This window comes from Paenibacillus sp. FSL R7-0198 (assembly GCF_038000415.1).
Lineage (GTDB): Bacteria > Bacillota > Bacilli > Paenibacillales > Paenibacillaceae > Paenibacillus.
The window spans coordinates 5701952-5725128 of sequence record NZ_JBBOCB010000001.1 but is presented as its reverse complement, the minus strand read 5'-3'; the positions used below and the strand labels follow the sequence as shown (position 1 = coordinate 5725128).

Annotated in this window: 22 protein-coding genes; 6 read left to right on the top strand and 16 right to left on the bottom strand. The window is 45.8% G+C overall.

Going from position 1 to position 23177, the window contains the following annotated elements:
• Positions 1–21 precede the first annotated feature (21 nt).
• The 3 genes from MKY87_RS25120 to MKY87_RS25110 form a co-directional block, all read right to left on the bottom strand.
• The gene (locus MKY87_RS25120; protein WP_017689545.1) at positions 22–324 is read right to left on the bottom strand and encodes a YunC family protein; all 303 of its coding nucleotides are present in this window, start codon (positions 322–324) and stop codon (positions 22–24) included.
• Positions 325–538: 214 nt separating this feature from the next.
• Positions 539–1144, bottom strand: coding sequence for a hypothetical protein (locus MKY87_RS25115; protein ID WP_339784894.1), 606 nt, complete (start codon positions 1142–1144; stop codon positions 539–541).
• Positions 1145–1290: 146 nt separating this feature from the next.
• Positions 1291–1551, bottom strand: a complete 261-nt coding sequence (locus MKY87_RS25110) for a hypothetical protein (protein WP_340966678.1) — start codon at positions 1549–1551, stop codon at positions 1291–1293.
• Between the two features lie 592 nt (positions 1552–2143).
• Here MKY87_RS25110 and MKY87_RS25105 point away from each other — a divergent pair.
• Positions 2144–2722 carry a hypothetical protein gene (locus tag MKY87_RS25105; protein ID WP_340966675.1) on the top strand — a complete coding sequence of 193 codons (579 nt, stop codon included), beginning with the start codon at positions 2144–2146 and terminating at the stop codon, positions 2720–2722.
• Positions 2723–2846: 124 nt separating this feature from the next.
• On the opposite strand, the gene MKY87_RS25100 is transcribed toward MKY87_RS25105, so the two are convergent.
• A complete protein-coding gene (locus MKY87_RS25100; protein ID WP_340966674.1) occupies positions 2847–3233 on the bottom strand; it encodes a DUF423 domain-containing protein in 387 nt (128 codons plus the stop codon).
• Between the two features lie 479 nt (positions 3234–3712).
• On the opposite strand from MKY87_RS25100, the gene MKY87_RS25095 reads away from it, so the two are divergent.
• Positions 3713–4183: a hypothetical protein gene (locus MKY87_RS25095; RefSeq protein ID WP_340966673.1), complete on the top strand. Its 471-nt coding sequence runs from the start codon at positions 3713–3715 to the stop codon at positions 4181–4183.
• A gap of 105 nt (positions 4184–4288) precedes the next feature.
• Complete coding sequence (locus tag MKY87_RS25090; protein ID WP_339784901.1) at positions 4289–5137, top strand: DegV family protein; 849 nt, start codon at positions 4289–4291, stop codon at positions 5135–5137.
• A 194-nt stretch (positions 5138–5331) separates the two neighbouring features.
• Here MKY87_RS25090 and pdaA read toward each other — a convergent pair whose 3' ends face one another.
• Both pdaA and MKY87_RS25080 read right to left on the bottom strand, forming a co-directional pair.
• Positions 5332–6111, bottom strand: coding sequence for a delta-lactam-biosynthetic de-N-acetylase (gene pdaA / locus MKY87_RS25085; protein WP_340966670.1), 780 nt, complete (start codon positions 6109–6111; stop codon positions 5332–5334).
• Positions 6112–6208: 97 nt separating this feature from the next.
• Complete coding sequence (locus MKY87_RS25080; protein ID WP_338593084.1) at positions 6209–6619, bottom strand: hypothetical protein; 411 nt, start codon at positions 6617–6619, stop codon at positions 6209–6211.
• A gap of 205 nt (positions 6620–6824) precedes the next feature.
• Between MKY87_RS25080 and cysC the strand changes: the two genes are divergently transcribed.
• Positions 6825–7463: an adenylyl-sulfate kinase gene (gene cysC / locus MKY87_RS25075; protein WP_338593081.1), complete on the top strand. Its 639-nt coding sequence runs from the start codon at positions 6825–6827 to the stop codon at positions 7461–7463.
• A gap of 81 nt (positions 7464–7544) precedes the next feature.
• Here the strand turns inward: cysC and MKY87_RS25070 are convergent, their stop codons facing one another.
• From MKY87_RS25070 to MKY87_RS25030, 9 genes are all read right to left on the bottom strand, one after another.
• Positions 7545–9362 carry an ABC transporter ATP-binding protein gene (locus tag MKY87_RS25070; RefSeq protein ID WP_340967548.1) on the bottom strand — a complete coding sequence of 606 codons (1818 nt, stop codon included), beginning with the start codon at positions 9360–9362 and terminating at the stop codon, positions 7545–7547.
• Positions 9362–10495, bottom strand: a complete 1134-nt coding sequence (locus tag MKY87_RS25065; protein WP_340967546.1) for a nucleotidyltransferase domain-containing protein — start codon at positions 10493–10495, stop codon at positions 9362–9364. Before MKY87_RS25065 ends, MKY87_RS25070 begins: the two co-directional genes overlap by 1 nt.
• A 52-nt stretch (positions 10496–10547) precedes the next feature.
• The gene (locus tag MKY87_RS25060) at positions 10548–11030 is read right to left on the bottom strand and encodes a lasso peptide biosynthesis B2 protein (RefSeq protein WP_074094340.1); all 483 of its coding nucleotides are present in this window, start codon (positions 11028–11030) and stop codon (positions 10548–10550) included.
• A 4-nt stretch (positions 11031–11034) separates the two neighbouring features.
• A complete protein-coding gene (locus MKY87_RS25055; RefSeq protein ID WP_017689560.1) occupies positions 11035–11334 on the bottom strand; it encodes a lasso peptide biosynthesis PqqD family chaperone in 300 nt (99 codons plus the stop codon).
• A complete protein-coding gene (locus MKY87_RS25050; protein WP_340966668.1) occupies positions 11334–12278 on the bottom strand; it encodes an aldolase in 945 nt (314 codons plus the stop codon). The genes MKY87_RS25055 and MKY87_RS25050 overlap by 1 nt, the downstream gene beginning before the upstream one ends.
• 139 nt (positions 12279–12417) lie before the next feature.
• Positions 12418–12555, bottom strand: coding sequence for a paeninodin family lasso peptide (locus MKY87_RS25045; protein WP_017689562.1), 138 nt, complete (start codon positions 12553–12555; stop codon positions 12418–12420).
• Positions 12556–12584: 29 nt separating this feature from the next.
• A complete protein-coding gene (locus MKY87_RS25040) occupies positions 12585–14516 on the bottom strand; it encodes an asparagine synthase-related protein (RefSeq protein WP_340966666.1) in 1932 nt (643 codons plus the stop codon).
• Positions 14513–15781 (bottom strand): sulfotransferase family protein, encoded by a 1269-nt coding sequence (locus tag MKY87_RS25035; protein WP_340966664.1) that lies wholly within the window; start codon positions 15779–15781, stop codon positions 14513–14515. Before MKY87_RS25035 ends, MKY87_RS25040 begins: the two co-directional genes overlap by 4 nt.
• A gap of 423 nt (positions 15782–16204) precedes the next feature.
• Entirely contained in the window at positions 16205–17539 is a 1335-nt protein-coding gene (locus MKY87_RS25030; protein WP_339784911.1) for an MFS transporter, read from the bottom strand.
• 306 nt (positions 17540–17845) lie between these two features.
• Here MKY87_RS25030 and yhbH point away from each other — a divergent pair, with 306 nt between their 5' ends.
• On the top strand, positions 17846–19015 hold the full coding sequence (yhbH, locus tag MKY87_RS25025) for a sporulation protein YhbH (RefSeq protein ID WP_036609998.1): 1170 nt from the start codon (positions 17846–17848) through the stop codon (positions 19013–19015).
• Positions 19012–20448, top strand: coding sequence for a SpoVR family protein (locus MKY87_RS25020; protein ID WP_289391852.1), 1437 nt, complete (start codon positions 19012–19014; stop codon positions 20446–20448). Before yhbH ends, MKY87_RS25020 begins: the two co-directional genes overlap by 4 nt.
• A 136-nt stretch (positions 20449–20584) precedes the next feature.
• Here the strand turns inward: MKY87_RS25020 and MKY87_RS25015 are convergent, their stop codons facing one another.
• The gene (locus tag MKY87_RS25015; RefSeq protein ID WP_339784915.1) at positions 20585–23065 is read right to left on the bottom strand and encodes an EAL domain-containing protein; all 2481 of its coding nucleotides are present in this window, start codon (positions 23063–23065) and stop codon (positions 20585–20587) included.
• Between the last annotated feature and the right edge of the window lie 112 nt (positions 23066–23177).

Below are 23177 nucleotides of genomic sequence, written 5' to 3'. Positions count from 1 at the left end.
GGGGAGCCCTTTTGTTAGTGCTTAGATCATTTTCAACAAAGCCTCTACACCCGTCATGCCAACCGTAATGCCCATCGCCTCGGCTTCTGTTGTTACCGACTCCATAGGTGCATGCAACAATTGCTCCAGTGTACGCACACCAACCGCCCGAGCCGCAATAATCTTACGATCCCCGAGCTTCTCATTAAGTAACCCCACGTCGAGTGCTCCGCACATGATATATCCTTTGGATGTGTTAATGGTCAACAACGTTGTTTTGGGCAGCTTGACTTCTACCCCTACCAATACATGCTCTCCAACTACAATGGGCTCCATCGTCACCATAATTTCCCGATCCACCTCCTCTTCCACAGGTCACGATAATTGTATGCCTCATTCTGTATTGTCGTGTGGACACCTGCCGTGTTTGAGAAAATGTAGGTACTTACAGTTCAAATATATTGTTGGTAAGTCTTTTCGCAGACTTAGATAGTAGAACTGAGCTTTCAATGAAATATAAAAAGCCACCTCAGAAATGAGGCAGCTCTCATAATAATCGTTAATATTTTTGAGCGTCTATAAGTTCATCAAGGTCATACTTCAAACTATAATCAGTGTATATCACTCTAAGCCTTACAGCATCAGTAACCCTAGCCAACATCAAACTAATACTGGTTTTTTTCTTGTCAATTACCCAATTACATTCCAAAGCAACCGCACCCGAGAGTAGATTTTTTTCTATGTCATCGTCATAATGAACTCGCTTTCCATTTGGAGTTAAACCATCTTGGAAGTTAATTGAAGCATCATATTCGTCAAAGAGGTCACGTTTTATACTGAAGTATTTATAAACTCTGTCCATAGTCGTTTTCTTAAAATCATTAGGATAAATCTCGTATACTGCACGTACTAATTTGTTTTTGTAGAATATGTATACTAGTTTTGCGTTGACTCTGAATCCCGTTGTTTTGTACTCCAATAACGAAATATCCTTTATTTTTGATTGATCTAGCAATTTAGATTTTTCTTTCTTTTTAACCTGATTAACTGTCATACCCCAATTTACGTTCTTAAAATCATACTTAGTAGCTGCTGTTGCTGGTTCATATGTAGTTGAAACGACAAACAATAATAAAACTAAAAACGATAAAACCAACTTCTTCATATGTAGACCTCTTCTCCTAAATTATGGAATTATTATACCATGCCAAAAGGAGCGGGTCTATGGGATTCGATAGAAGGTATTAGAACGCAGGGAATAAACACTAATAAAAGCACCCCTCACCCAAGGTGAATCAAATTCGGCCTACCTTAAAACATATGCTCATCATTCTTTAATTTCCTTATCTCCGTTAACTCTCTTCTAATTCCCAGTACACGTCTATGAAGTACACTTCGATCTATTGATTCAGCTACCGACTTTTTGAACTGGACATCCAATTCACTTAATTGCTCCTGAACTAGTTTCTTTTTATGTATTGGTTTTACTTGCACTTTTGCAGTTGCAGGCTTGATAGGCTTCAATCTTTTCTGCTTCATAATCTGTTCAAATACACTGTCCTCTTGATGCATGGTCTTCATTCCTTAATGTGTGATGAGCATATTGTAACATAATAACGAGAAGACGGTTGTTAAACGTCAGAGTACAAACAATTAGAGTGGGCATGAGCCTATTGGAGATCAACATATTAAAGGGATGCTAAGCAAAAGCACAGCCTTTACGGGGTTCGTCATAAGATACAGTCACAATTGATTTCTTTTTGCGTTCTCAACTCCCTTTAAACACTTTTGAAAACTAATGAATATTGTCTCATACGGGTTCATTATTTACATGTACCAGCACTTTGCCACTCTACTCCAAAATGAGGTACGATAAGTTGCTCCGCACATGCCAATACGTGCTCTCCAACAATAATGGACTGCATCTTTCAACAAATTTCTCGTTCAACCTCCTCTTCCACAGTTCACGAATGTTGTTTTCCTCATCTGGATTGTCTTGTGGACATCTTCGAAAAGACGTGAATAATAAGGTTTATTTGTGATATTCACCCAATTGTTTCGGCATATTTCTGCGCCTCTAGCACTATGATAATTTCCTTTTTAATGATATAGTGAATTGAAGCGTTTTTTTGAGCTGACATACTTTTTAACGGGGCTGGGATGAATGAAAGAAACCTTATCCAATCAAGAGGACATCGGCTTTTTATTTAATGTCGATATACTTATTAAGAGCCGCTCAAATGCATTGGCACTGCAGTCCCTGTTGGAGTTCATAAACAATGAAGAACAAATTGCGGACTTTCGGATTCAATCCGGCATAGAGCTAGGCAAAATTATTGAAGCAACACTCCAGTCCAAGAAGGACTCTTTCGTTACACTTCACAACGAACGCAAAAAATCACAAGCCAACGCAGCACAGAAGGCGTCCACTGCACCTCAGACACCTGCCTCACCTGCTCCAGTCAAAACACAGGATCAGCAAGAAAAACCGGTTAGCGAGAAAAAGCCTGCCACCCAAACATCCAATGTTTCCGATGGAAACTCGTTTGACGCGTGGATTGACACGCTCATTAAAGAGAATAAACTCACCCGTATTGTTGTCAATAACAAAAACGGTAAACATCAGAGCATTCCTTGCCGTATTCTGAATTTTGATCGAGATACCAGTATTGTGAGCATCTACCATGTCGATGAAAAACAGGTGTATACGTTCCGAACCAATGAAATCGATGAGTTTCTGTAACTAACTTCATCGGATTAAAACAAAAAGCAACTTGCGTTAGAATGACGGGACATTCTAACGCAAGTTGCTTTTTTAGTTCTATAGTTCATGCAGGATTGAACCCTCCAAGATTGGTTTGGACCGATCAGGAGCGATCCTTACCTCGTTGCCATACATCTAATGCCAATAACAACCATCCGGCAATGAAGGCTACCCCACCAATTGGTGTGATGGCACCCAGAATCTTGATGCCAGAAATACTAAGCACATACAGGCTGCCCGAGAACACGATAATTCCGATAAACAACAGACGCGCTGCCCACTTCAGTTTCGTCGATGCTCCAAGTTGACCAGCCGTCAAACCAATAATGAGCAAAGCCAATGCATGAATCATGTGATATTGCACACCCGTCTCATATGTAGCAATGGCCGCCGGCCCAATCGTATCCTTGAGCATGTGAGCACCAAACGCGCCGATCGCCACCGCTAGCATGGTCATTACAGCTCCAAGCATCATCCATCTTCGTTGCATGTAAGTTCTCTCCCTTAATTCAACTACTCTTCACTCCTATTATTGTAGCGAATCCACTCCTTCTTTACCAGTCGGGATGGAGCTTCATAGATCATATGTATGTTTATACTTACTATTCCTATCCCTACCCTGAATATCGTAATATATCATAGAAAACTGGCGTAAATCCTTGATTTTTATCGATATTTATGGAAAAGTAAACAGGTATGTCATCGTTGTATTTTAAGTGCAAGTTCAAAAAGATTGGTTTTCAGTACCGAGAAGATGGGATGAAGCTAGAAATGGAGTAGCGGAGCGTAGGGAAAACTACGTGAGCAACGGACATTTCGGGTGAATCCCATATTCGATGATGATGATGCCGTTAGGCATCTTTCGTAATCAAAAGCGGACTTTTTGAACAATTTCTAAAAGGAGAATCATTACTCATCGATTAGGTTAATAACACTCAGTACGATGATTAAGGGAGGCAAGTCAACATTATGGATAATCGCGATTCTTATAATTCAGGTTATAACAACACGGATCAGAACCCTGGCCATGCAGATCCATACAATAACAATGGGTATGAAGCATACCCGCCAGATCATGAGAGACAACCAATGGCACCACTGAAACATTCCGGACCTGGAATCGCCAGCTTTGTCATTGGATTGGTTGCAATCTTGGGTTATATTCTGATATTCTTTATTGCCACCATGGCTGTAAACGAGTCCATCGGAGTTCTAACCCCGTTGCAGACAGAAGAGATAGCCTTGCATCCAGCAGTGGTTCTGGCTTCATTAGCCATTCTGGTCTGCCTGATACTCAATCTGGCCGGAGGCATCGTCGGAATTATTGGTCTTGTCCTCAAGAATCGAAAGAAAGTTTTTTCCATTATCGGAACCATATTAAATGGAATCATGATTCTGTTATTCGTTGGGCTTATTTTGGTAGGCATGACGCTGATGTAACGCTTTGCATCAACGTCATGTTTCCTTATAATTAAAATGAATGGGTTTACACATAAGTACAATCTATATTTTTTGCCAAAATCATTGTTTTCAAAGGAGATTGACATGTCACGAATCAAAATTTTTGCGGATAGCACAAGTGATCTGGCTCCAGAATGGATCCAGCAGCACGATATCGGTATCATCCCCTTATATGTCGTGTTCGGTGAAGAATCACTGAAAGACGGTGCTGAGATTAAGCCTGAACAGCTATATGAACGTGTCAGCCAAGATGGGCGTCTTCCCAAAACAGCTGCACCTTCCCCCGCTGATTTCATAACGGCATTTCAACCTTACATAGATCAAGGGGATGAGATTCTATATATCAGCTTATCTTCTGAACTTTCCTCTACCTATCAAAATGCACGACTAGCGAGTTCCGAGTTCCCGGAAGGTCGAATCTCGGTCATTGACTCACAGAATCTCTCATCAGGAATTGCGCTGATGGTGATGAAAGCTGTACATGCTGCTGATAAAGGACAAAACCTGACTCAGATTACACACCTGATTGAGGCGATGAAATCAAATGTACGCACGGAGTTTGTCATCGATACATTGGAGTATCTGCATAAAGGCGGACGCTGTTCGGGCATGCAAAACCTGATTGGAAGCCTGTTGAAGATTCGTCCTGTCATCCGGGTAACGGATGGCAAGATGGCACCTGCCTATAAAGTGCGCGGTAAACGGGAGAAAGCTCTGGAACAAATGCTGAATAATACACTCAGCCAGAAGGATCAGATCGATCCAGACCTGCTGATTGTTGTGCATACCATGGCTGAAGAGGATGCGCTTGACTTGCAGAAGTCTTTGCAGGAACAAACGGGTGCCCGAGTGGAACTAACCACTGCTGGATGTGTAATATGCAGCCACTGCGGCCCAAAAACGATTGGAATCATCTATAACACTGTTTTATAGTATTACACGTAATATCGGATCGTATTACCCAAACCTTTCTTCTGGATCTGTATGTGGTTACATCCAATACTTGGACGGGCGTACCGATACAACCAAAAAGGGCATTCCGAGCTTAATCGCTCAGGATGCCCTTTAATATTTTGCTAAACTTTTGTATGACCTGCATTTGGTCCATTGCTCATTATGATAATGGATCAATAAGTTTTGGTCCGTAAATCATCCAGACTTTTAAATGCATAACCTTGCTTACGTGCCTCATCAATAATGGAAGCCAGTGCTTCCGTGTTGTCTTTGGATACCGAATGAAGCAAAATGACAGCCCCCTGATGAAGTTGCTTCAGTACCTCTTGATGAGCATATTGTGCACCACGCTGCACATTAGTATCCCAATCTTTATAAGCAACAGACCAGAACACGTTCACATACCCTTGAGCATGACTCTCCGCAAGCGTGCGATTGTTAAAGATCCCTCGTGGTGGACGTAGAAAGGTCGCTTGTTGACCCGTCAGCCGATTAACCTCCGACTTAACCTTCTCAAGTTCCTCTCTAAGTTTTTCATTGGAGATGCGGGTCATATCCGGATGACTCCATGAATGATTACCGACAATATGACCTTCAGCCGCCATACGTTTGACCAACTCAGGCTGATCTTTCAGATAATGACCTGTCACAAAGAAAGCAGCTGGCACCTTCTTGGTACGCAAAACATCCAGTATGGCAGGTGTGAATCCATTCTCATACCCGTTATCAAACGTGAGATACAATTCCTTCTGCTTTGTATCCCCCAGGAAAATGGCATCGTTATGTTGTAAGATCGATTTAAAGCCTTCCTGATCAATGGAGGGCAGTTGACCATTTTGACTTTTTTTGAAGCCAAAGTGATACGCTCCGGTAACCGGTGATGCTTCAGTCTGTGCCGGTACCATACTGATGGATAACAGTCCCAACAGTATATATAGAACCATTCGCTTCATTCTATCCGCTCCTGTTCCTGAAAAATTCGGTTAGTCGTTTGCACACACGAATACCTTCAGGTAATATGCCACAGGAACGGCCAATGTATGTAAATCATTAGCGATCGAAACGTTTATTTTCAGGTTGTGGCGGAGATTGATAAAACAATTCAAGTAAGGTCTGGGGTTTCCCACTGGAAGCAAGCCATTCCCTCACGGTCTGTATGGCACGGGTCTGTCCATCTCCTCGATCACGCCATGTAAGCAGCTCGATAACTTTGATAATCAAGGCCGACATATTGTGATTATCCAGTTCAGATCGTTCTGCCCTCAGCTTGTGATACAAAGCCTCCTGCTCCCAATCCAGTAGAATTTCATCACCAATGGTTGGCTTCAAAAGTGTATACGCTCTGTCACAACCTTTACAACGAACCGTGCGGACCTGTTCATCTATAAATTCCGCTCGGACATCCTGCTGGCAATCCGGGCATTTGAATCCAACTTGTATGTTTTGTATGTTTTCGTTCATGACATTGTTCCTCCTGCGTTGTGGGCATTTGCATCATTCAATGCAAATACTCCTTGGATATATGCATAATGCTTATGTATGTACTACATCTATACCCGATATTTTGTCGATTCACGCTTATTTTGAAGAAATCTGTAAGGTGCTATAATCTTGTAAATATGTTAAAATATTATACATACCATGGTAGGGAAAAGGCGGGATACTCATGTCGAAGGAAGAGCGCAATATAACCTGGCAATCATCCAGCATCAACAGACAAGACCGGGAGAAGCATAATGGGCACCGGAGTCGTGCCATATGGTTTACCGGGTTATCAGGTGCAGGAAAGTCATCCCTTGCATTTGCCCTGGAGCAATATCTCTACGACCAAGGCGTACGCTGTTATGTTCTTGACGGGGATAATGTACGTCATGGACTGAACCGTGATCTCGGTTTTACAGCAGGGGATCGTCAAGAAAATCTGCGGCGAATCGGTGAAGTATCAAAGTTAATGGTAGATGCCGGGTTGTTTGTACTTTCGGCTTTTATCTCTCCTCATGAACAGGATCGGGAGATGGTCAGACAGTTATTTGAACCAGATGATTTCATTGAAATCTATGTGCGCTGTTCAATTCAAGAATGTGAGCGGCGTGATCCCAAGGGGCTGTATAAAAAAGCTCGCAACGGTGACATCCCGCATTTCACAGGCATTTCCGCCCCCTATGATGTACCAAAATCTCCTTCATTCATCATTGATACGGAGCAATCTTCCATTGAGAAAGCCGTGCAAGAGATCGTACAACATTTGGAACAGATCGGAGCTCTCCAGCTTCCGCGCCCTTCCAATACAGAACTGGTCCATTAATTCTTGCTCATTATACTAACCTACTTACATGAAAGGCGCGCCCATAGTGGCGCGCCTCTTTACTTTATGTCATAACCTACTTTACTGCCCCACAACACCCGCTTGCATATTAAGAAGCTTGCTGAACGTCCCTACCGGATCAGTAGATAACTGCTGGTACCCGCCTTCTTGAATCACCCGACCTTCATCAAGCACAATGACACGATCTGCCGTCCGAATCGTGGACAATCGGTGTGCAATCACGATAATGGTCACATGTCCTTTTAGCCGTTCCAGCGCCTCATGAATGTACTGTTCATTCTCACTGTCGAGCGCACTTGTTGCTTCATCAAGTACCAAGACCGAAGGATTACGCAGCATGGCCCGAGCAAGCACCAATCGCTGACGTTCGCCCCCCGATAGCCGAATACCCCGATCACCAATAATCGTATCCAGACCCTGAGGCAGCTTCCTCACAAAAGCCGCAGAGGAGGAAAATTGCAAAGCCTGCCACATCTGCTCTTCACTTGCATTTGGATCAACCAGACGCAGATTCTCACGAATACTTGTATGAAATAGGAATGGGTCTTGGGAGACATATCCGATGGAACTTCGCCAGCTCAATAATCGTTCTTCTGACAGAGGAACACCGTCAATCAGAATACGACCAGTTTCAGGCCTCACGAGGCCCATAATCAGATCTATCAGCGTGCTCTTTCCTGCTCCGGATTTCCCCACAATTGCGGTCATTCCCCTTGCTGGAATCGAAGCTTGCACATTTCTCAATGAGTATGTATCACTTCCCTCATAGCGATAGCAGACATCCTCACACGTGATAGATTCCTTCAGTTCCATAGGTTGAATGCCATCAGTTCCAACGTCTCCTGCCGAAGCAATCTCTGCACTAATCTCACGACTCTTCGCCGTCTGCGCTTGCAGTTCTCTTACTACCCGAAATGCAGGCAGCATGGAGCTGATGTACTCCAGATTGGACTGAATCGCCGTAAATCTTGGCCATAATCGGGAAAAGATAAGGATGATGAGCAGCAAACTTGCTGGAGGCACCGTCATTACACGGAGAGAAAGATAGATGAATGCCGCAATAATGATTGCCGCGGACATCCGGTGAATCAGCTGTGTTCCACTATTCAATTGGCTAAACTGAATGACATTGCGTTCTATCTGTCTGCACATACGCTCAAACCAGTTCATATGTGAACGCTCGAGCATATTGCTCTTAATATCCTTAATGCCGTTGAAATGCTCGGTAATGCCGTTATAATAACTTTGCGAGAATTCAGAGGTCTGGTCCCCGATCTGCTTGGCCCGCTTGACGAATTTTCTCAAGACAAAAAATAATAACAATCCACAGACCAGCACAAGTGCCGTCAACTTGGCGGATAACCAGAAAGCGAGACCAATCTGAATTCCCGTAAAGATCAGAGAGGCTGCCATTTGCAGCATAATGCTTGTTCCCTGGCTCACACGTGCAAGTTCAGTCGTTAATATATGGTTAAAATCGGATTTTCGTTTTTGGAGAAAAAATGACCATTGCGCCATGATAATGGCACCATAGGTTTCCATGCGCAGCGTTCGTACAAATTGCTGCTGGATTCGAGTATTACGGATCGTCTGGAGACGCTGCATCCAGGCCTGTCCGGAGACAATCAACACAAATGTGAACAATACAAGTAACAATTGGCTATTTTCAGAAAAACGATTCAATACTTCGCCAAGCCAAGGAGTGTTTAAGCCTGTGGAGCCCATCTCAAATATGCCAATCAGACTCAGCATCGGAACAAGCATGTAGATGCCGATCCCTTCCATGAGACTGATACAGATCATCCCTAGCAGATTCCAATATAAAATGGGCCCCGTAATATGATGCAACTTTCGCATGAAATACCTTAATTCCGAGATCATACTTTACCCCTTTCCGTCACCGTATACCTTTTAATTCGCCGCCAGAACCAGAGAAACGGACGTAACGGAAAGTACAGAAAAAACAAAGAACGCGGAAGCGGCAATTGATCCACATCCCATGTACTCGGATATAAACGTTCAATAAAGAAAAACCATTTCTGTTTTGTACTTCGAAGTTTAAACAAATACGATTGATAAGACTTCATATCAGCCGGACTTTCCAGCATATCGTTCATGAACTTTGCGCCTTCGTTGGCTAATCGCTTGCCTGTACGGTCACTCAAGGACATCAAGGACCTGTACTCTACATCCAGCGGCGTATTCAGCAGCTCCGAAGCCAGATAAAGAGCCTGTGAACCGATAGATAAACGTCCCTCCGCTTTCAGACGTCTCTCTACTTTCTTCACATCGAGTGGCATGCTGCGGATCATCTGGTCGATATCCAGTAACCAGCGCAGTCTGAACCAGCCATGACGTGCTCCATGGGTTACGAGATAAGCCCATAGATCTTCTTGTTCAAGCATACGGACAGGTGTCTGTGTGAATGAACTGAACCGGCTACGTTTCCACAGCAATTCAAAATCGGTTTCTTTGCCCGAATCCGGGTTCAGACGCCAATGGATCTCCACTTGAGTCCGTTTGACCGGATGGGTGTAACAGATATGATGTTCCCGCCATTTCCAGCTGCGCACTGTAGGTGCCCGCTCCCCTTCCTTGGATACGTATCCGAGGGTAGCCAGAATGTTCTCAGCTGCTTCTACATCAGCCAAAGGAATCAGGATATCCAGATCTTTGGAGGTTCGCATGGATACATCCCCATAGAGATCATGAGCCAGCGCTGGCCCCTTTAGTGTAATATTGCGGATGCCGCGTTCACGAAAAGCTCCACACACCTGCTCCATTTCAGCTGTTAGATGTAACATGCGGAACGTATTGACCGTATATTGTTGTCTCAGACTCTCCATAACATCTACAGGAATGATTGCAGAGTTTAATTCTTTCATTTTCAAATAAAGGACAGAGTATAAGCGGTGATGATAGACAAGCCGCAGAAAGAGCTGCCAATCGGTTCCTTGCAAACCCGCCTTGAATTCTTCAGGGGATAGAGCCGTCAGATCACCTCTAATCATGCTCAAAATCAGCTTAAGCTCCTTCGGAAACCCTGATGAATAGAGTTCACTTTCATGTATCATAGACAATCTCCCCAGATCCCTTCTCCGGACACCGTTTGCCAAACACACCGACAACCGTATATTGGTCCATAGTATCAGCTCCGGTCACGATCAATTTACCACTTCGCAGCCAGGCATGAGCCATCATATGTCCTTGCTTATTCCGTGCAGTCCCCATGTATAACGTACTCTCTATCTTGCGTCGCTCAAGCATCTTCATCCCGGCAATCGCCATTACAAGGCAGCGGCTTTCCCATAACGTATATTTACTGGCGAGCGAAATCGCTTTGGAAATATTCCGTATGGTGATGACCTCGCTGCGTTCGAGTCCTGTCATCGGTGTTTCTACCATAGGCGTACCCAGCCCTGGCGCGATTTTGGCAAATGGCATAGCCTTCTGAATGCGTGCCCAGCCAAGGAGGATATAGGCCTCCCATACCAGTCGACGCATCGACCGCGGGAGCGAGAGATAAACCTTTATTTTTCGCAACATGATTCTACACTCCGCGAGTAACGTCGATTAAACCTTCACGGGACAGATGTTCCAGGAATTGCACCACCTGCTCACGACATACATCTGGCTCAATCTCATACTCCGCTGCAAGTACCTCAACAACTTCACCCAGCGTGCGTTCTTCTGCGATCAGATCCCAGATTCGTCCACCGGTACTCCCCAGATTATAGTATTTTCCAGAGCTAATGCTCATCATGACTTTCTCACTGCCCATATCACTGACCAGATTGCCTTCCTTCCGGGTTACCCGGTCTTCCACATTCATCGGCGTAGTTGCTGTCATTATCCTGTATGCACTCCTTTGCGTATATGATCTGTGATCCGATCCACCATCTCAAATGCTGTAAACTCCGCACCCGTTCTGACCAATCTGCCAATCTCCACACTTGCTGAAAGTCTTGAAGCCGTCTCGAACAACCACTGTGCCAGCCCCTGCCTTGCAACGAGTCCACCCCGGAACGTATGCGAGCATAACAGATGCAGTTGTTCTAGCCCCGTCACTTCAACCAGTTGAACAGATGTATGGTTTTCCTCAGGTTGTGGAGCAAGTTCGAATATTCCACCTAGGGGTACGGCCATCTCATGAAAATAGTGCTGAACAGGTATCGCATACTTCGTAATCTCTGCGTGAACCGTTACATAATCCTGCTCTTTCATGCCGAAACCATCCAGACTGGGCTGCCATAACTTCTGTTGCGGGTAACCAGGTGATACGATAGCTCTTCCTCCGGCATCCCAGGTCAGTGCAACAACATCATCGGTGAGAAGCGGATATCCGCGTGATGCCAGTGCGGCCGACAGTGTCGATTTGCCTGCTCCCGAATGTCCGACAAATGCGTAAGCCCAGCCATCAATAACCACTGCACTACCATGCAGTGGAAGAATGCCACGCTGCATCATAATGACCGCCATACATGTGCCCAGAATGAATAATCTGACCTTTTTCTCATCTGCACCCGGTATAGGGGATACGACAATGCGCTTTCCTTGCTCCATTAGAAACAGACCTGTATCTTCGATTTGGAAAAAAAGACTGCCCTCTCGTGCCACAAAGTTGTCGTTGCCTACATCCCAATCCTCCCACAATGGGGTCAGATCTAAAGACTCGATGTGCACATCCACGACATCAAAATCAGTCTCTGCATCCTTGGGTGCGATCTGTAGTTCAGGCATTCGAATTTGGCTCGACCAGCGTAGACCATACGCCACATAATGCACAGGCAACAATGAACGACGCCTCCTTCGTAATAAAATGTAAAAAAAAGCCCTTATATTCATGTTGCTCAATATAAGGGCGGAGGCGAAAAGCTGGATTTGTTGCATTTCCGCCCTTTAAGTATGATGACACTTCATAAAACTTAACAACTTAGGAAGTTGGATCGTACAGATCCGCATCGTGAACCGTTACCCAGTCAATTTGTCTGTAGCCAGTACCGGCCATCGTTTGATTGACTTCCAACACTTCAAGAGCTGGTGCTTGCCATTCCTTTTTTTCCATTTGCATCGTATTCACCTCCTTTCATGTGCCCTCATTCAGAATTTCCGAATGAACCGATAGACAATCAGACTATGCATCATCAATCGCAGATCTGGATGTGAAGCAAGCTCTGGTCTCGGACTCGGAAAGTTCGCCAGGGCAGATTTGATACGCTCCGTGTTTAATATGCCAGCGACCTTGCTGTCAGAACACAAAGCACGCAACTCAGCCGTAAAGGCATCCCAATTGGGAATGATGCGATGTAACCAATCTGCCGGCTGCACACCCCGTACCCGTTGATTCAGTCTGACCTTGTCAGGCAACTCCGGTGAAGTAGCCCGGCGAATCAAGGAGCGATCCGTCCCGTGTTTCACATATTGTTCAATTGGTACAGACAGGCAGAATCGGATGACTCTGACGTCAGAGGTCGGGTCACGTTCCCAAGCCCGATAACGGAGAGAACATTTTGTGGCTACAGCGCCGTTTTTGTTCGCAATGGCCAGATTATTGAATTTCTCGGCACGCACTTTGAGTGCATCAGCCTGGGCACCGCCCTGCAGAACGATAATGGATTTGAGTCGTTCCAGTACACCTGTTCTCTGCGCAAAGTCAGGATGAATCAACTGTACAGAAGCTGCCTGGCTTGCTCCTTTGGACTGAGCCTTGAACCAATCCGGATATGCCTTTTTCCCGGTGATCTTGGCTATACGGGAGAAGGGCATGCCGGTTCGTTCACTATACTGCTGCATCTCACGGAACCAGCGGTACCAGCGGCCACTTTTCAGTAGACTGGCGTAATAATCCAGAGCCGGGCCCCAGGAGATGGTGAAATTACCACGTGCGCCTGTGAGCAGGATGCCCGCATCTTGCTGGCTCGCTTTTTCATAGAATCCGCGAATCCAGAACGAATTTTCAAAGTATTTATAAGGCATCTCCATAATGTCGAGCCAGGTATCTACTTCACTAAGTGGACTTCTGCCTTCAAAATCAAGGTAGTTCTCCGTGATATTGCCGACGTGATTAATGGTTGAACGTATGAAAGGCCGTTCGTCTGCGAGCAACGTTTTCGACGTATAATCTGTAAAATCCGGTACGGGAACATAACTGTAGGCCTGCAGCCGTTTACCCTGACTTCTCAGTGTTCCGGAAGCAAAACCAACCACGGCTCCCGAGTCCAGTCCGCCACTTAATGCAGCAGCCACCTGTCTGTGCGTTCGCAATCGTGATCCAACCGCCTGCCCAAAGACCTCCCGAAACGCTTCTACATACTCACCATCGGATTTAAGCCTTAGAGGTTCCACTTCATTCCAGCGATGATATTGCTTCAGCTCCAGTCTCCCATCCCGGAAGACAAGTGTATGTGCAGAAGGCAGCTGGCTTATTCCCCGATATACGGTCGAATTGATATCTGCTGAATCATGCATGTCAGGAATGGCAAGGAATTCGGACAGCCAGATCTCATCAAGTTCCTTATGTACCCCTTCAAGCCCGAGCAATGGATTCATGAGTGTGCAAAAGGCAAAACGTGAACCATCATGTCGGTAATAAAAAGCTCTCATGCCTGTAATATCTCTTGCTGCATACAGTTTGCGATTCCGCTCATCCCATATGGCAAATACAAAATCCCCCAGCAATCGGACAGCCACATCGTCTCCCCAGCGCTGATAGGCACGCAGGATCAGTTCACTATCCGCCAACATTGCCAGTTCAGCTCTGGATATCTGTAATTGATCAGCCAACTGTTCCCGATTATCCAGAATGGCATCTGCCGTGATCGTCAGACCACTTTCCTCATCATATAAAGGCAACTTCTCGCTAACCGATTCAGGTGTAATCCATTGGGCATGACAGCTGAGGAACGCCTCATTGCCTTTCCACACTCCTGTTGTATCCGCAGGGACATGCCCCAGGCTTGCATACAAGCGCCAGCTGTCTTCCCATAGCGCCTGCTGACCATCGTTGTGAACAATTCCTGCTATGGCGCTCATGACTTGCCTCCCCGTAGAATCTTGCGCTGTGAAGCCCAGGCGCTGATCTGATGACCAAATGGTACCCATGATTTGATACGCTGTATTTTGCTTTGAGCAGAAGCCAGCTGGACTTTCAAGCGTTCTCGCTCACTGTAACCCCGTTCCAGACGATGATCTGCTGCCCGTAATGCGGCTTGCAGCTGTCTGATCGTTACCAGTGCAGCTAGCGTCGGGTCTGTCTTTTCCGGTTCTTCGGCAACTTGGTCATTAAGATTCCCAAGCGGATCATGAACGACAGAATCTGCCGGTTGCATTCGGTATTGCTGTTGCCACTGGCAACCGGTCGCTGCTGTCAACTGATGCGTGATTCGGTCAATGACCTCTTGATCCGGACTTGCATCATAATATACACCCGTCCATTGTTCGGCTTCTGCCAGCTGTTCACTGTATCCCATCCGGTGGAACAGATCTGCCCCCATCACACGGCAATACAGTTCAACTTCATGTGGTTCTAATATGTTTTTCCAGTTGTTAACAGAACCCTGATGTGCCTCTTGATGCGAAGAGAGGAAAGGATCACCCACGCCCATACTGTAGAACATGTCAGACTTGGCACTGTCCAGAAACTGTCCATACTGCTCCATTCCCTGTTCATATCGAATTCCCAGAAACGCGCATAGTTTCTCAAGTTCTTCTTGAGGATTGGATACCAATCGTTCATATTGCAATTCATACGCATTGGGATGTGGTTTGGCAAAATAATCATTCAAGCGGAGCATCCCAAGTGTGAGATCCACGGCTTTCATGTTTAATTTGGGGCTCTGCAGACTATCAATCAGATCGAATCCTTCTCCTGTGTGGCGATTTACCTTTTTGAATGATGCAGCGATGGCCAGAGGATTACGCTGGAGATGAATGCGCTTGGACTGAGGGAACAGACGATCCAGCCATTCCAGCATGTAATAGTACCGTGGAGATTTATCAACGATGAAGTCTGCTCCGCTCCCTTCAAGGAATCCATTGTAGATCTCAAGAGCAAAACTTCTGCACGCCTTTTCGAAGACATCCTCGGATACCATCGCATTGTAGAACTGACGAATGATGGAGCTACCACCATAAGCGCGTGAATCAGCCTTGGGCAGATCGACAAGATTCATCAGAAACCACATTTCCTGGGTGGCAAATATACGACTATGATTTTGCAGCATTACGGTGGATAAGGAACTACCACTGCGGGGAACACATAGTAAGAAAACAAGTCCGTTACCTTGAGCGTCGATCAATGGCAGCCTCTCCTCTGTTCATTAGTATCAATATGTAGCTGGGATAGACCAGACTCTACCTTTGTGTTTGGCAAAACGAGTAATATGCAAGCTATAGGTCAGCATTTTGCAATATTCCGTCGGAAGCTCCCCCCGGAATGAGGCAAAACACATGGTTACATTCGACAACTCTCAGATACAATATGTATTTATAGTTTTACTCTATGATACAAAATGTATCATGTCAATCTTTTATTTTCACCTTTTCATAAATTCATACTCTTTCACTGTATTCTGCTGTCTGTCATTTAAGCACTTATTCATAATCAATTATGTTCTGATTGCACAAACGCGAATAAGCTCCAGACATGTTCTGTGAGGAACAATGCCTGAAGCCATACGTAATCCGTTGAGAAACTTAATATGAAAACGGGTGAACAACCATCAGGTAAACCTTACATTTGAACTCCTCCCAGGAGCTCCAGCGCTACTATTTCGCTCTTCTTCCTGATCTGCCCGTGTAGCATCCTGCATTCCCTCCTGTACCTTCACGGTTAACAATACGGCAATACCCGCGACGAAAAAGAAAATTAACGACAGAATACCCCAACGTGTGGAACCTGTTATTTGCCCAACATAACCAAACACAAATGGACCAAAGATCGAAGAGAATTTGCCTGTAATATTCACAAAACCAAAATACTCTCCTGTTCTGCCTGCCGGCATCAGATTGCTAAATAGGGAACGCGCTGTGGATTGACTCACACCCTGCACAACACCAACCAACCCGGCGAGCACATAGAAGTGGATCGCTTGTGTCATGAAATAACCGAGAATTACAATACATATGTAGACCGATAAGCTAACGATTAATACCTGCTTTGCTCCCCAACGCTGTGCCCATGCTCCCAGTAACAATGTACACGGGAACCCGATGAACTGGGTTAACAGTAGCGCGAGCATCAGGTCGGCTGTGCCTATGCCTATACTTGTCCCATAGATCGTAGCCATCAGAATGATGGTATTAATGCCGTCATTAAAAAACCAGAAAGCCACCAGCATGCGGATTAACTGGGGAAAACGCCGCATCTGACGAAAGGTTTGCCGCAGTCTGCGCACGCCCACCGCAGCATACCCTTTCCACGTTACGGGAAAATCCGGTGAAGCAGGCCGTCTCGGAGCATGACGAAAGATCGGTATCGAGAACAATAACCACCACAGCGAGACGGAGATAAATGCAAGTCTTGTGCCTGCCAGTGTATTGCTCATCCCGAACCAGCCCGGTTGCTGAATCATCAGCAGGTTCATCGCAAGCAGCAAACCTCCTCCAATATAACCATAGGCATAACCTTTGGAGGATATCATGTCCCTTCGTTCTACAGGTACCAGATCCGGCAGCATTGCATCGTAAAAGGTATTACCACCCGCAAAACCAATCGTAGATATGACCAGCAACGCGGAAGCAAGGAACCAGTCCCCTTCACCGATTGCGCTGAATCCCAATGTGGCAAGGACGCCTATAATTGCAAATACACGCAGGAAGTCGCCTTTCCGTCCAGACAAATCAGCCAGCGTGCCTAGCAACGGTGTTAGCAGAGCTACGCACAACATGCCAATGGAGTGTGTATAAGCCAGGTAGGAGGCGGCGGTATCCGTATCCAGTGTTGCGGCAGCCACCGAAGCATAGAATACGGGCAATACTGCCGCCAGTACTGTTGTTGCATAAGCCGAATTGGCCCAATCATACATAATCCAAGCCTTGATCGCCTTTTTATTCACATAAATCCTTCCTTTTCATGCATCTCTATAGTCTGTGTTCAGAAAGTGTAATTGGCCTTTTTAAACAACCTCTATCAGATGCCAGATCGATGTCTTTCTCCTATTGTAAAGGAAGGATATCACACTTGTTCACTGTTTCTGTAAAAAATGGAGCAGTTCTGTTCTTACGACACACCTTACCTCTGAGGTGAACTTGCGTAATTGTATCATTTTATATCCACTCTCATCACATATCGTCCTCGCCCGTGAATATACTTAATTACCGACAGGCCAAACTGTGCCGCGTAATAAATGGGGGGTGCCTACATGTCAAATTCACACCAGCCTTACTCGTTCGTCGTGTCGAAGGAAGATTGGTCGCTTCACCGCAAAGGGTACCAGGACCAACAGCGCCATCAGCAAAAGGTGAAAGATGTCATCAAGCAGAATCTGCCTGATCTGATTACGGAAGAAAACATCATCATGTCTGATGGAAAACAAATCATCAAGGTACCAATCCGCAGTCTGGATGAGTACCGTTTTGTGTATAACTACCAGAAGCAAAAACATGTCGGTCAAGGAGACGGTGACAGTCAGGTCGGAGACGTCATCGGTCGTGATCCCTCTGCTTCGCAGAAACCCGGCAAAGGCGAAAAAGCTGGCGATCAGCCTGGTCATGATATTGTGGAAGCCGAAGTTAGTATTGAGGAATTGGAAGATATGCTCTTCGCTGAGCTGGAATTACCCGATCTGAAGCAGAAAGACAAAGACCTGATTGAGACACATACCGTAGTTTTCAACGATATTCGCAAAAAAGGCATGCAGTCCAATATTGACAAGAAACGTACCATTCTGGAGAATCTGCGTCGCAATGCAACGACCGGTACGCCAGGCATCCATCACATCAGTCCGGATGACCTGCGCTACAAGACATGGGAAGATAAAATCATTCCACAATCCAATGCCGTTATCATTGCCATGATGGATACATCCGGGTCCATGGGTTCGTTTGAGAAATACTGCGCGCGCAGCTTTTTCTTCTGGATGACCCGTTTTCTACGCCGTCAGTATGAGAAAGTTGAGATTGTTTTCCTCGCCCATCATACGGAAGCCAAGGAAGTAACCGAAGAAGAGTTCTTTACCCGTGGCGAGAGCGGAGGCACCATCTGCTCCTCTGTATATATGAAGGCACTAGATATTATTGACAGTCGGTATCCACCTTCAAGCTACAACATCTACCCTTTCCACTTCTCTGACGGGGATAATCTGACCTCGGATAACGAACGGTGTGTGAAGCTGATCGGCGAGTTAATGAAGCGTAGCAATATGTTTGGATACGGCGAAGTGAATCAGTACAACCGCAGCAGCACACTGATGTCGGCTTACCGTCATATCAAGATGGATCAGTTCATGTATTATGTGATCAAAGAAAAAGGCGAAGTGTACAAAGCTTTGCGCAGCTTTTTCCAGAAAAGGGAAGGAGGCAGCGTTAGATGACAGATGAGATCCGCGACCTAGAATACGCTATTGCCGAGATAATGGAGATTGCCAATGGTTTTGGCCTGGATTATTACCCCATGCGGTACGAAATCTGCCCATCGGATATTATTTATACATTTGGAGCTTATGGCATGCCGACCAGATTCAGTCACTGGAGCTTTGGTAAAACATTTCATAAGATGAAAATGCAATACGATTTTGGACTCAGCAAAATTTATGAGCTTGTCATCAACTCTAACCCTTGTTATGCCTTCTTGCTGGATGGCAATTCCCTGATTCAGAACAAATTGATCGTAGCCCACGTATTGGCACACTGCGATTTTTTCAAAAACAATGCCCGCTTCTCCAAATCCAACCGTAATATGGTCGAAAGCATGGCCGCTACGGCGGATCGGATCAGCAATTATGAGATGGAGTATGGAACGGAAGCCGTTGAAGCATTTATCGATGCCGTGATTGCAATTCAGGAACATGTAGACCCACAGCTGATTAAACCCCGTCATTTGGACAAACAACGCTATATGGAGATGAAAATGCGGGAGCAGCGCGGTGAGAAAGCACCACGGCCGGAAGGTCGCTATGATGATCTGTGGTCACTTGATGACGTGCAGACCGAAGAAGCACCCGCGGAAGGTATTCAGGTTCATCACTTTCCACCTGAACCGGAGAAGGATATCATGTGGTTTATTCAGGAGTTCTCGGAAGTGTTGACCGACTGGCAGCGGGATATCATGAGTATGATGCGTGAAGAGATGTTATATTTCTGGCCACAGATGGAAACCAAAATCATGAACGAAGGCTGGGCCTCCTACTGGCATCAACGCATTATCCGTGAACTCGATCTCAACAGTGAGGATACCATCGAATTTGCCAAACTCAACTCCTCCGTGGTGCAGCCATCCAAACAAAGTCTGAATCCGTATTATTTGGGATTGAAGATTTTCGAGGATATTGAACGGCGCTGGGATAACCCAACCCGTGAAGAACAGGAACGCTGGGGCCGCAAACCGGGCCAAGGTCGTGCCAAAATGTTCGAGGTGCGTGAATTCGATTCCGATACCTCCTTTATCCGCAATTACATGACCAAACAATTAACCGAGGATCTGGACCTCTACGTATTTGAGAAAAAAGGCCCGGACTGGAAAATCACCGACAAGTCCTGGGAGAACATACGGGATCAGCTCGTATTTTCACGTGTCAACGGCGGCTCTCCTTACTTAGTCGTGCAAGATGCTGATTATCTGCGGACCGGGGAACTCGTGCTCAAACATCAATATGAAGGCATCGAGTTGGATCTGAAATATATGGAACGTACCCTGCCTTATCTGTATCGCCTCTGGGGACGCACCGTACATGTGGAGACACGTGTCGAGGATAAACCGATCTGGTTTACGTATGATGGCAAGAAACACCACCGCAAGTTTTTGTAAGGTTCCAACAGCCCTTTCCCTTTTAAAAAAGAGAACCTTCGTATCACGTATGAAGGATGGCGACATACCATAAAAAAACAAAAAAAGCGGCAAGCTCCCGACATACACGGGGACTTGCCGCTTGGCATACATAAAATCAGGATGGTACCGGCGGTGTACCATTACCCTGCAATCGCAACGGCACAAAAAAATCATGCTCCACTTCACTTGCCGGCAGTGGGCGACTGAAATAATATCCCTGAATCTCGCGGCAATCATTCTGCATCAGAATATCCAATTGGCCTTTCGTCTCAATGCCTTCGGCAATCACTTCCATCTTGAGATTCTGTGCCATCGATATAATGGTCGCCACAATGGCTTGATCACTGTGACTCTCTGTAATGTCCGTCACAAACGAACGATCAATCTTAAGCTTGTGAATCGGGAAATGCTTCAGATAACTGAGTGAACTGTATCCCGTACCGAAATCATCCAGGCTGATCTTGACACCCAGTGCTGTCAGTTCATTAAGAATCGCCGTGGATACGGCTGCATCCATCATCATGCTCTCTGTTATTTCCAACTCCAGATATCGAGCATCCAGCCCTGTCTCCAAGAGTGCATTCTTGACCTGTTCTACCAAGTTGGATTGGTGGAACTGCTGGCTGGACAAGTTAACCGATACCGGAATGAGTGGTCCGCCGCTGGCATGCCAGAGTTTCATCTGCCTGCATGCTTCCCGCAGCGTCCAATTGCCAATCTCATAGATCATGCCTGTCTCTTCTGCAAGCGGGATAAACACATTGGGTGCGAGCAGACCTTTGAGTGGATGGTTCCAACGTATAAGAGCCTCTACACCAATCATGCGGCTATCCTCGGTACGAATCTGTGGTTGATAGTACAGGACCATCTCATCGCGTTCCAAAGCTTTACGAAGATAACCCTCCAGCTCAATGCGTTCATATAGTTCGGAATCCAGTTGGGCAGTGTAGAATTGGAAACCATTTTTGCCGTTTTTCTTCACTTCATACATGGCGGAGTCCGCATGTTTCAGCAAAGCATCCACGCCCACTCCATGATCCGGATACATCGCAATTCCAATGCTGGCGGTTACGTAAAAGTCGTTCTCCTTCAGTCGATAAGGTAACTGAATGGCCTCAACAATCTGTTTTGCAAGTTCTGACACTCGTACTTCTGTCGCTTGATCCTGGGTCACAACGAGTGTGAACTCGTCACCGCCCATGCGGGCCAGCATGACATTCTCCATAGCCAAGGGATCAGAAGCTTCTATGGCTTTCATGATCCGGCTGCTGACTTCTCTTAGAAATACATCTCCAATGGAATGTCCCAGCGAATCATTAATCATCTTGAAACGATCTATATCCATCACCATAACGGCAAAAGTATTCCCTTTTTCTGCTGAATCGTGAATCGTACAAGCCAGCACATCATCCAACTTGCGCCGATTGGGCAGCCCCGTCAACGGATCATGCAAAGCTTGGTGACGAATCTTCTCCTGAGCCTGTTTCTCCTCCGTAACGTCTTTGATCAAAATGTGACTTCCCACATGTCTGTCATCAATGACAACAGGAACTACAACAATACTAAGGTCCAGAAGTTCACCCTGCACGTCTCTCATTTTGGCCATGTAGTGCGCCTGCTCCAGCCCATGATCATTCCAATCGATGGAATCAAATTCACTTATCCACTTTATATCGATTTGCTGAGCAATCTCATCAATGGAACGATCCATGACCCCTTTTTCAGGATATCCGGTGATTGTTGTTACAGCAGCATTAATCCCTTTGACAATACCTTCCTTATTCACTGAAATAATAGCATCCGAATGGTTATGATACAGGGCCTGATACCATTGCTCATTCTCATGAATCCGTCGATCTTTCTGTGACATTCGCTGATTGATAAATATGCCAAACAACGTCAAGCCCAAAGCAATAAATGTGCCCGATGCAATCAAGTAGGCGAGAATGCCTGGCTCAATCTGCATACCTGAACTTGCCATCGAGCCATGTGAATGATGGAAATGTGCAGCTGACATCCCGGTATAATGCATACCAGAGATTCCAACACCCATAATGAGACCGCTGCCCATCTTGTAAACCCAGGTATGTCTTGATTGATGATAACGGAAGAAAAACATGAGCCACAATGCCGCAAATGAAGCAAGCGCTGCAATCAGAATGGATAACACCACTCTGCCTGGTTCATACGTAACCGGAGTCGACATCGCTGCCATTCCTACATAATGCATCGAGCTGATCCCCACTGTCATCAGTACTCCAGCAATCATGAGCTTGCTTATCTTGCCGGATTGTCTACCCGCAATGTTCAAGGCCACCCCCGATGCGACAATAGCAAGTAGAACAGATAAAACAACCTTACCGGTGGAATAGGAGACTTGCGTAGGCAGAACAAAAGCCAGCATACCTACGAAATGCATGGACCAGATTCCCAGCCCCATCGAGACTGCACCGCAGGTAAGCCATACATTCCGCGCCACCCCGCTAGCCTGACTTACACGGCCTGCAAGGTCAAGGGCTGCGTATGAAGCTAACGATGCAATAATATAGGATAAAATAACAAGTTCTAAGTTGTACGTACCATGTAGGTGCTCCACTCACTCTGTCCTTTCAACCGGGAAATGCCTTGTATGTATGCAAAAATGTAAAAAAGAAGCGAGTGCGCTGTCTGGATGACAGGCACTCCCTCCGCATCATTTGACTCGTGAC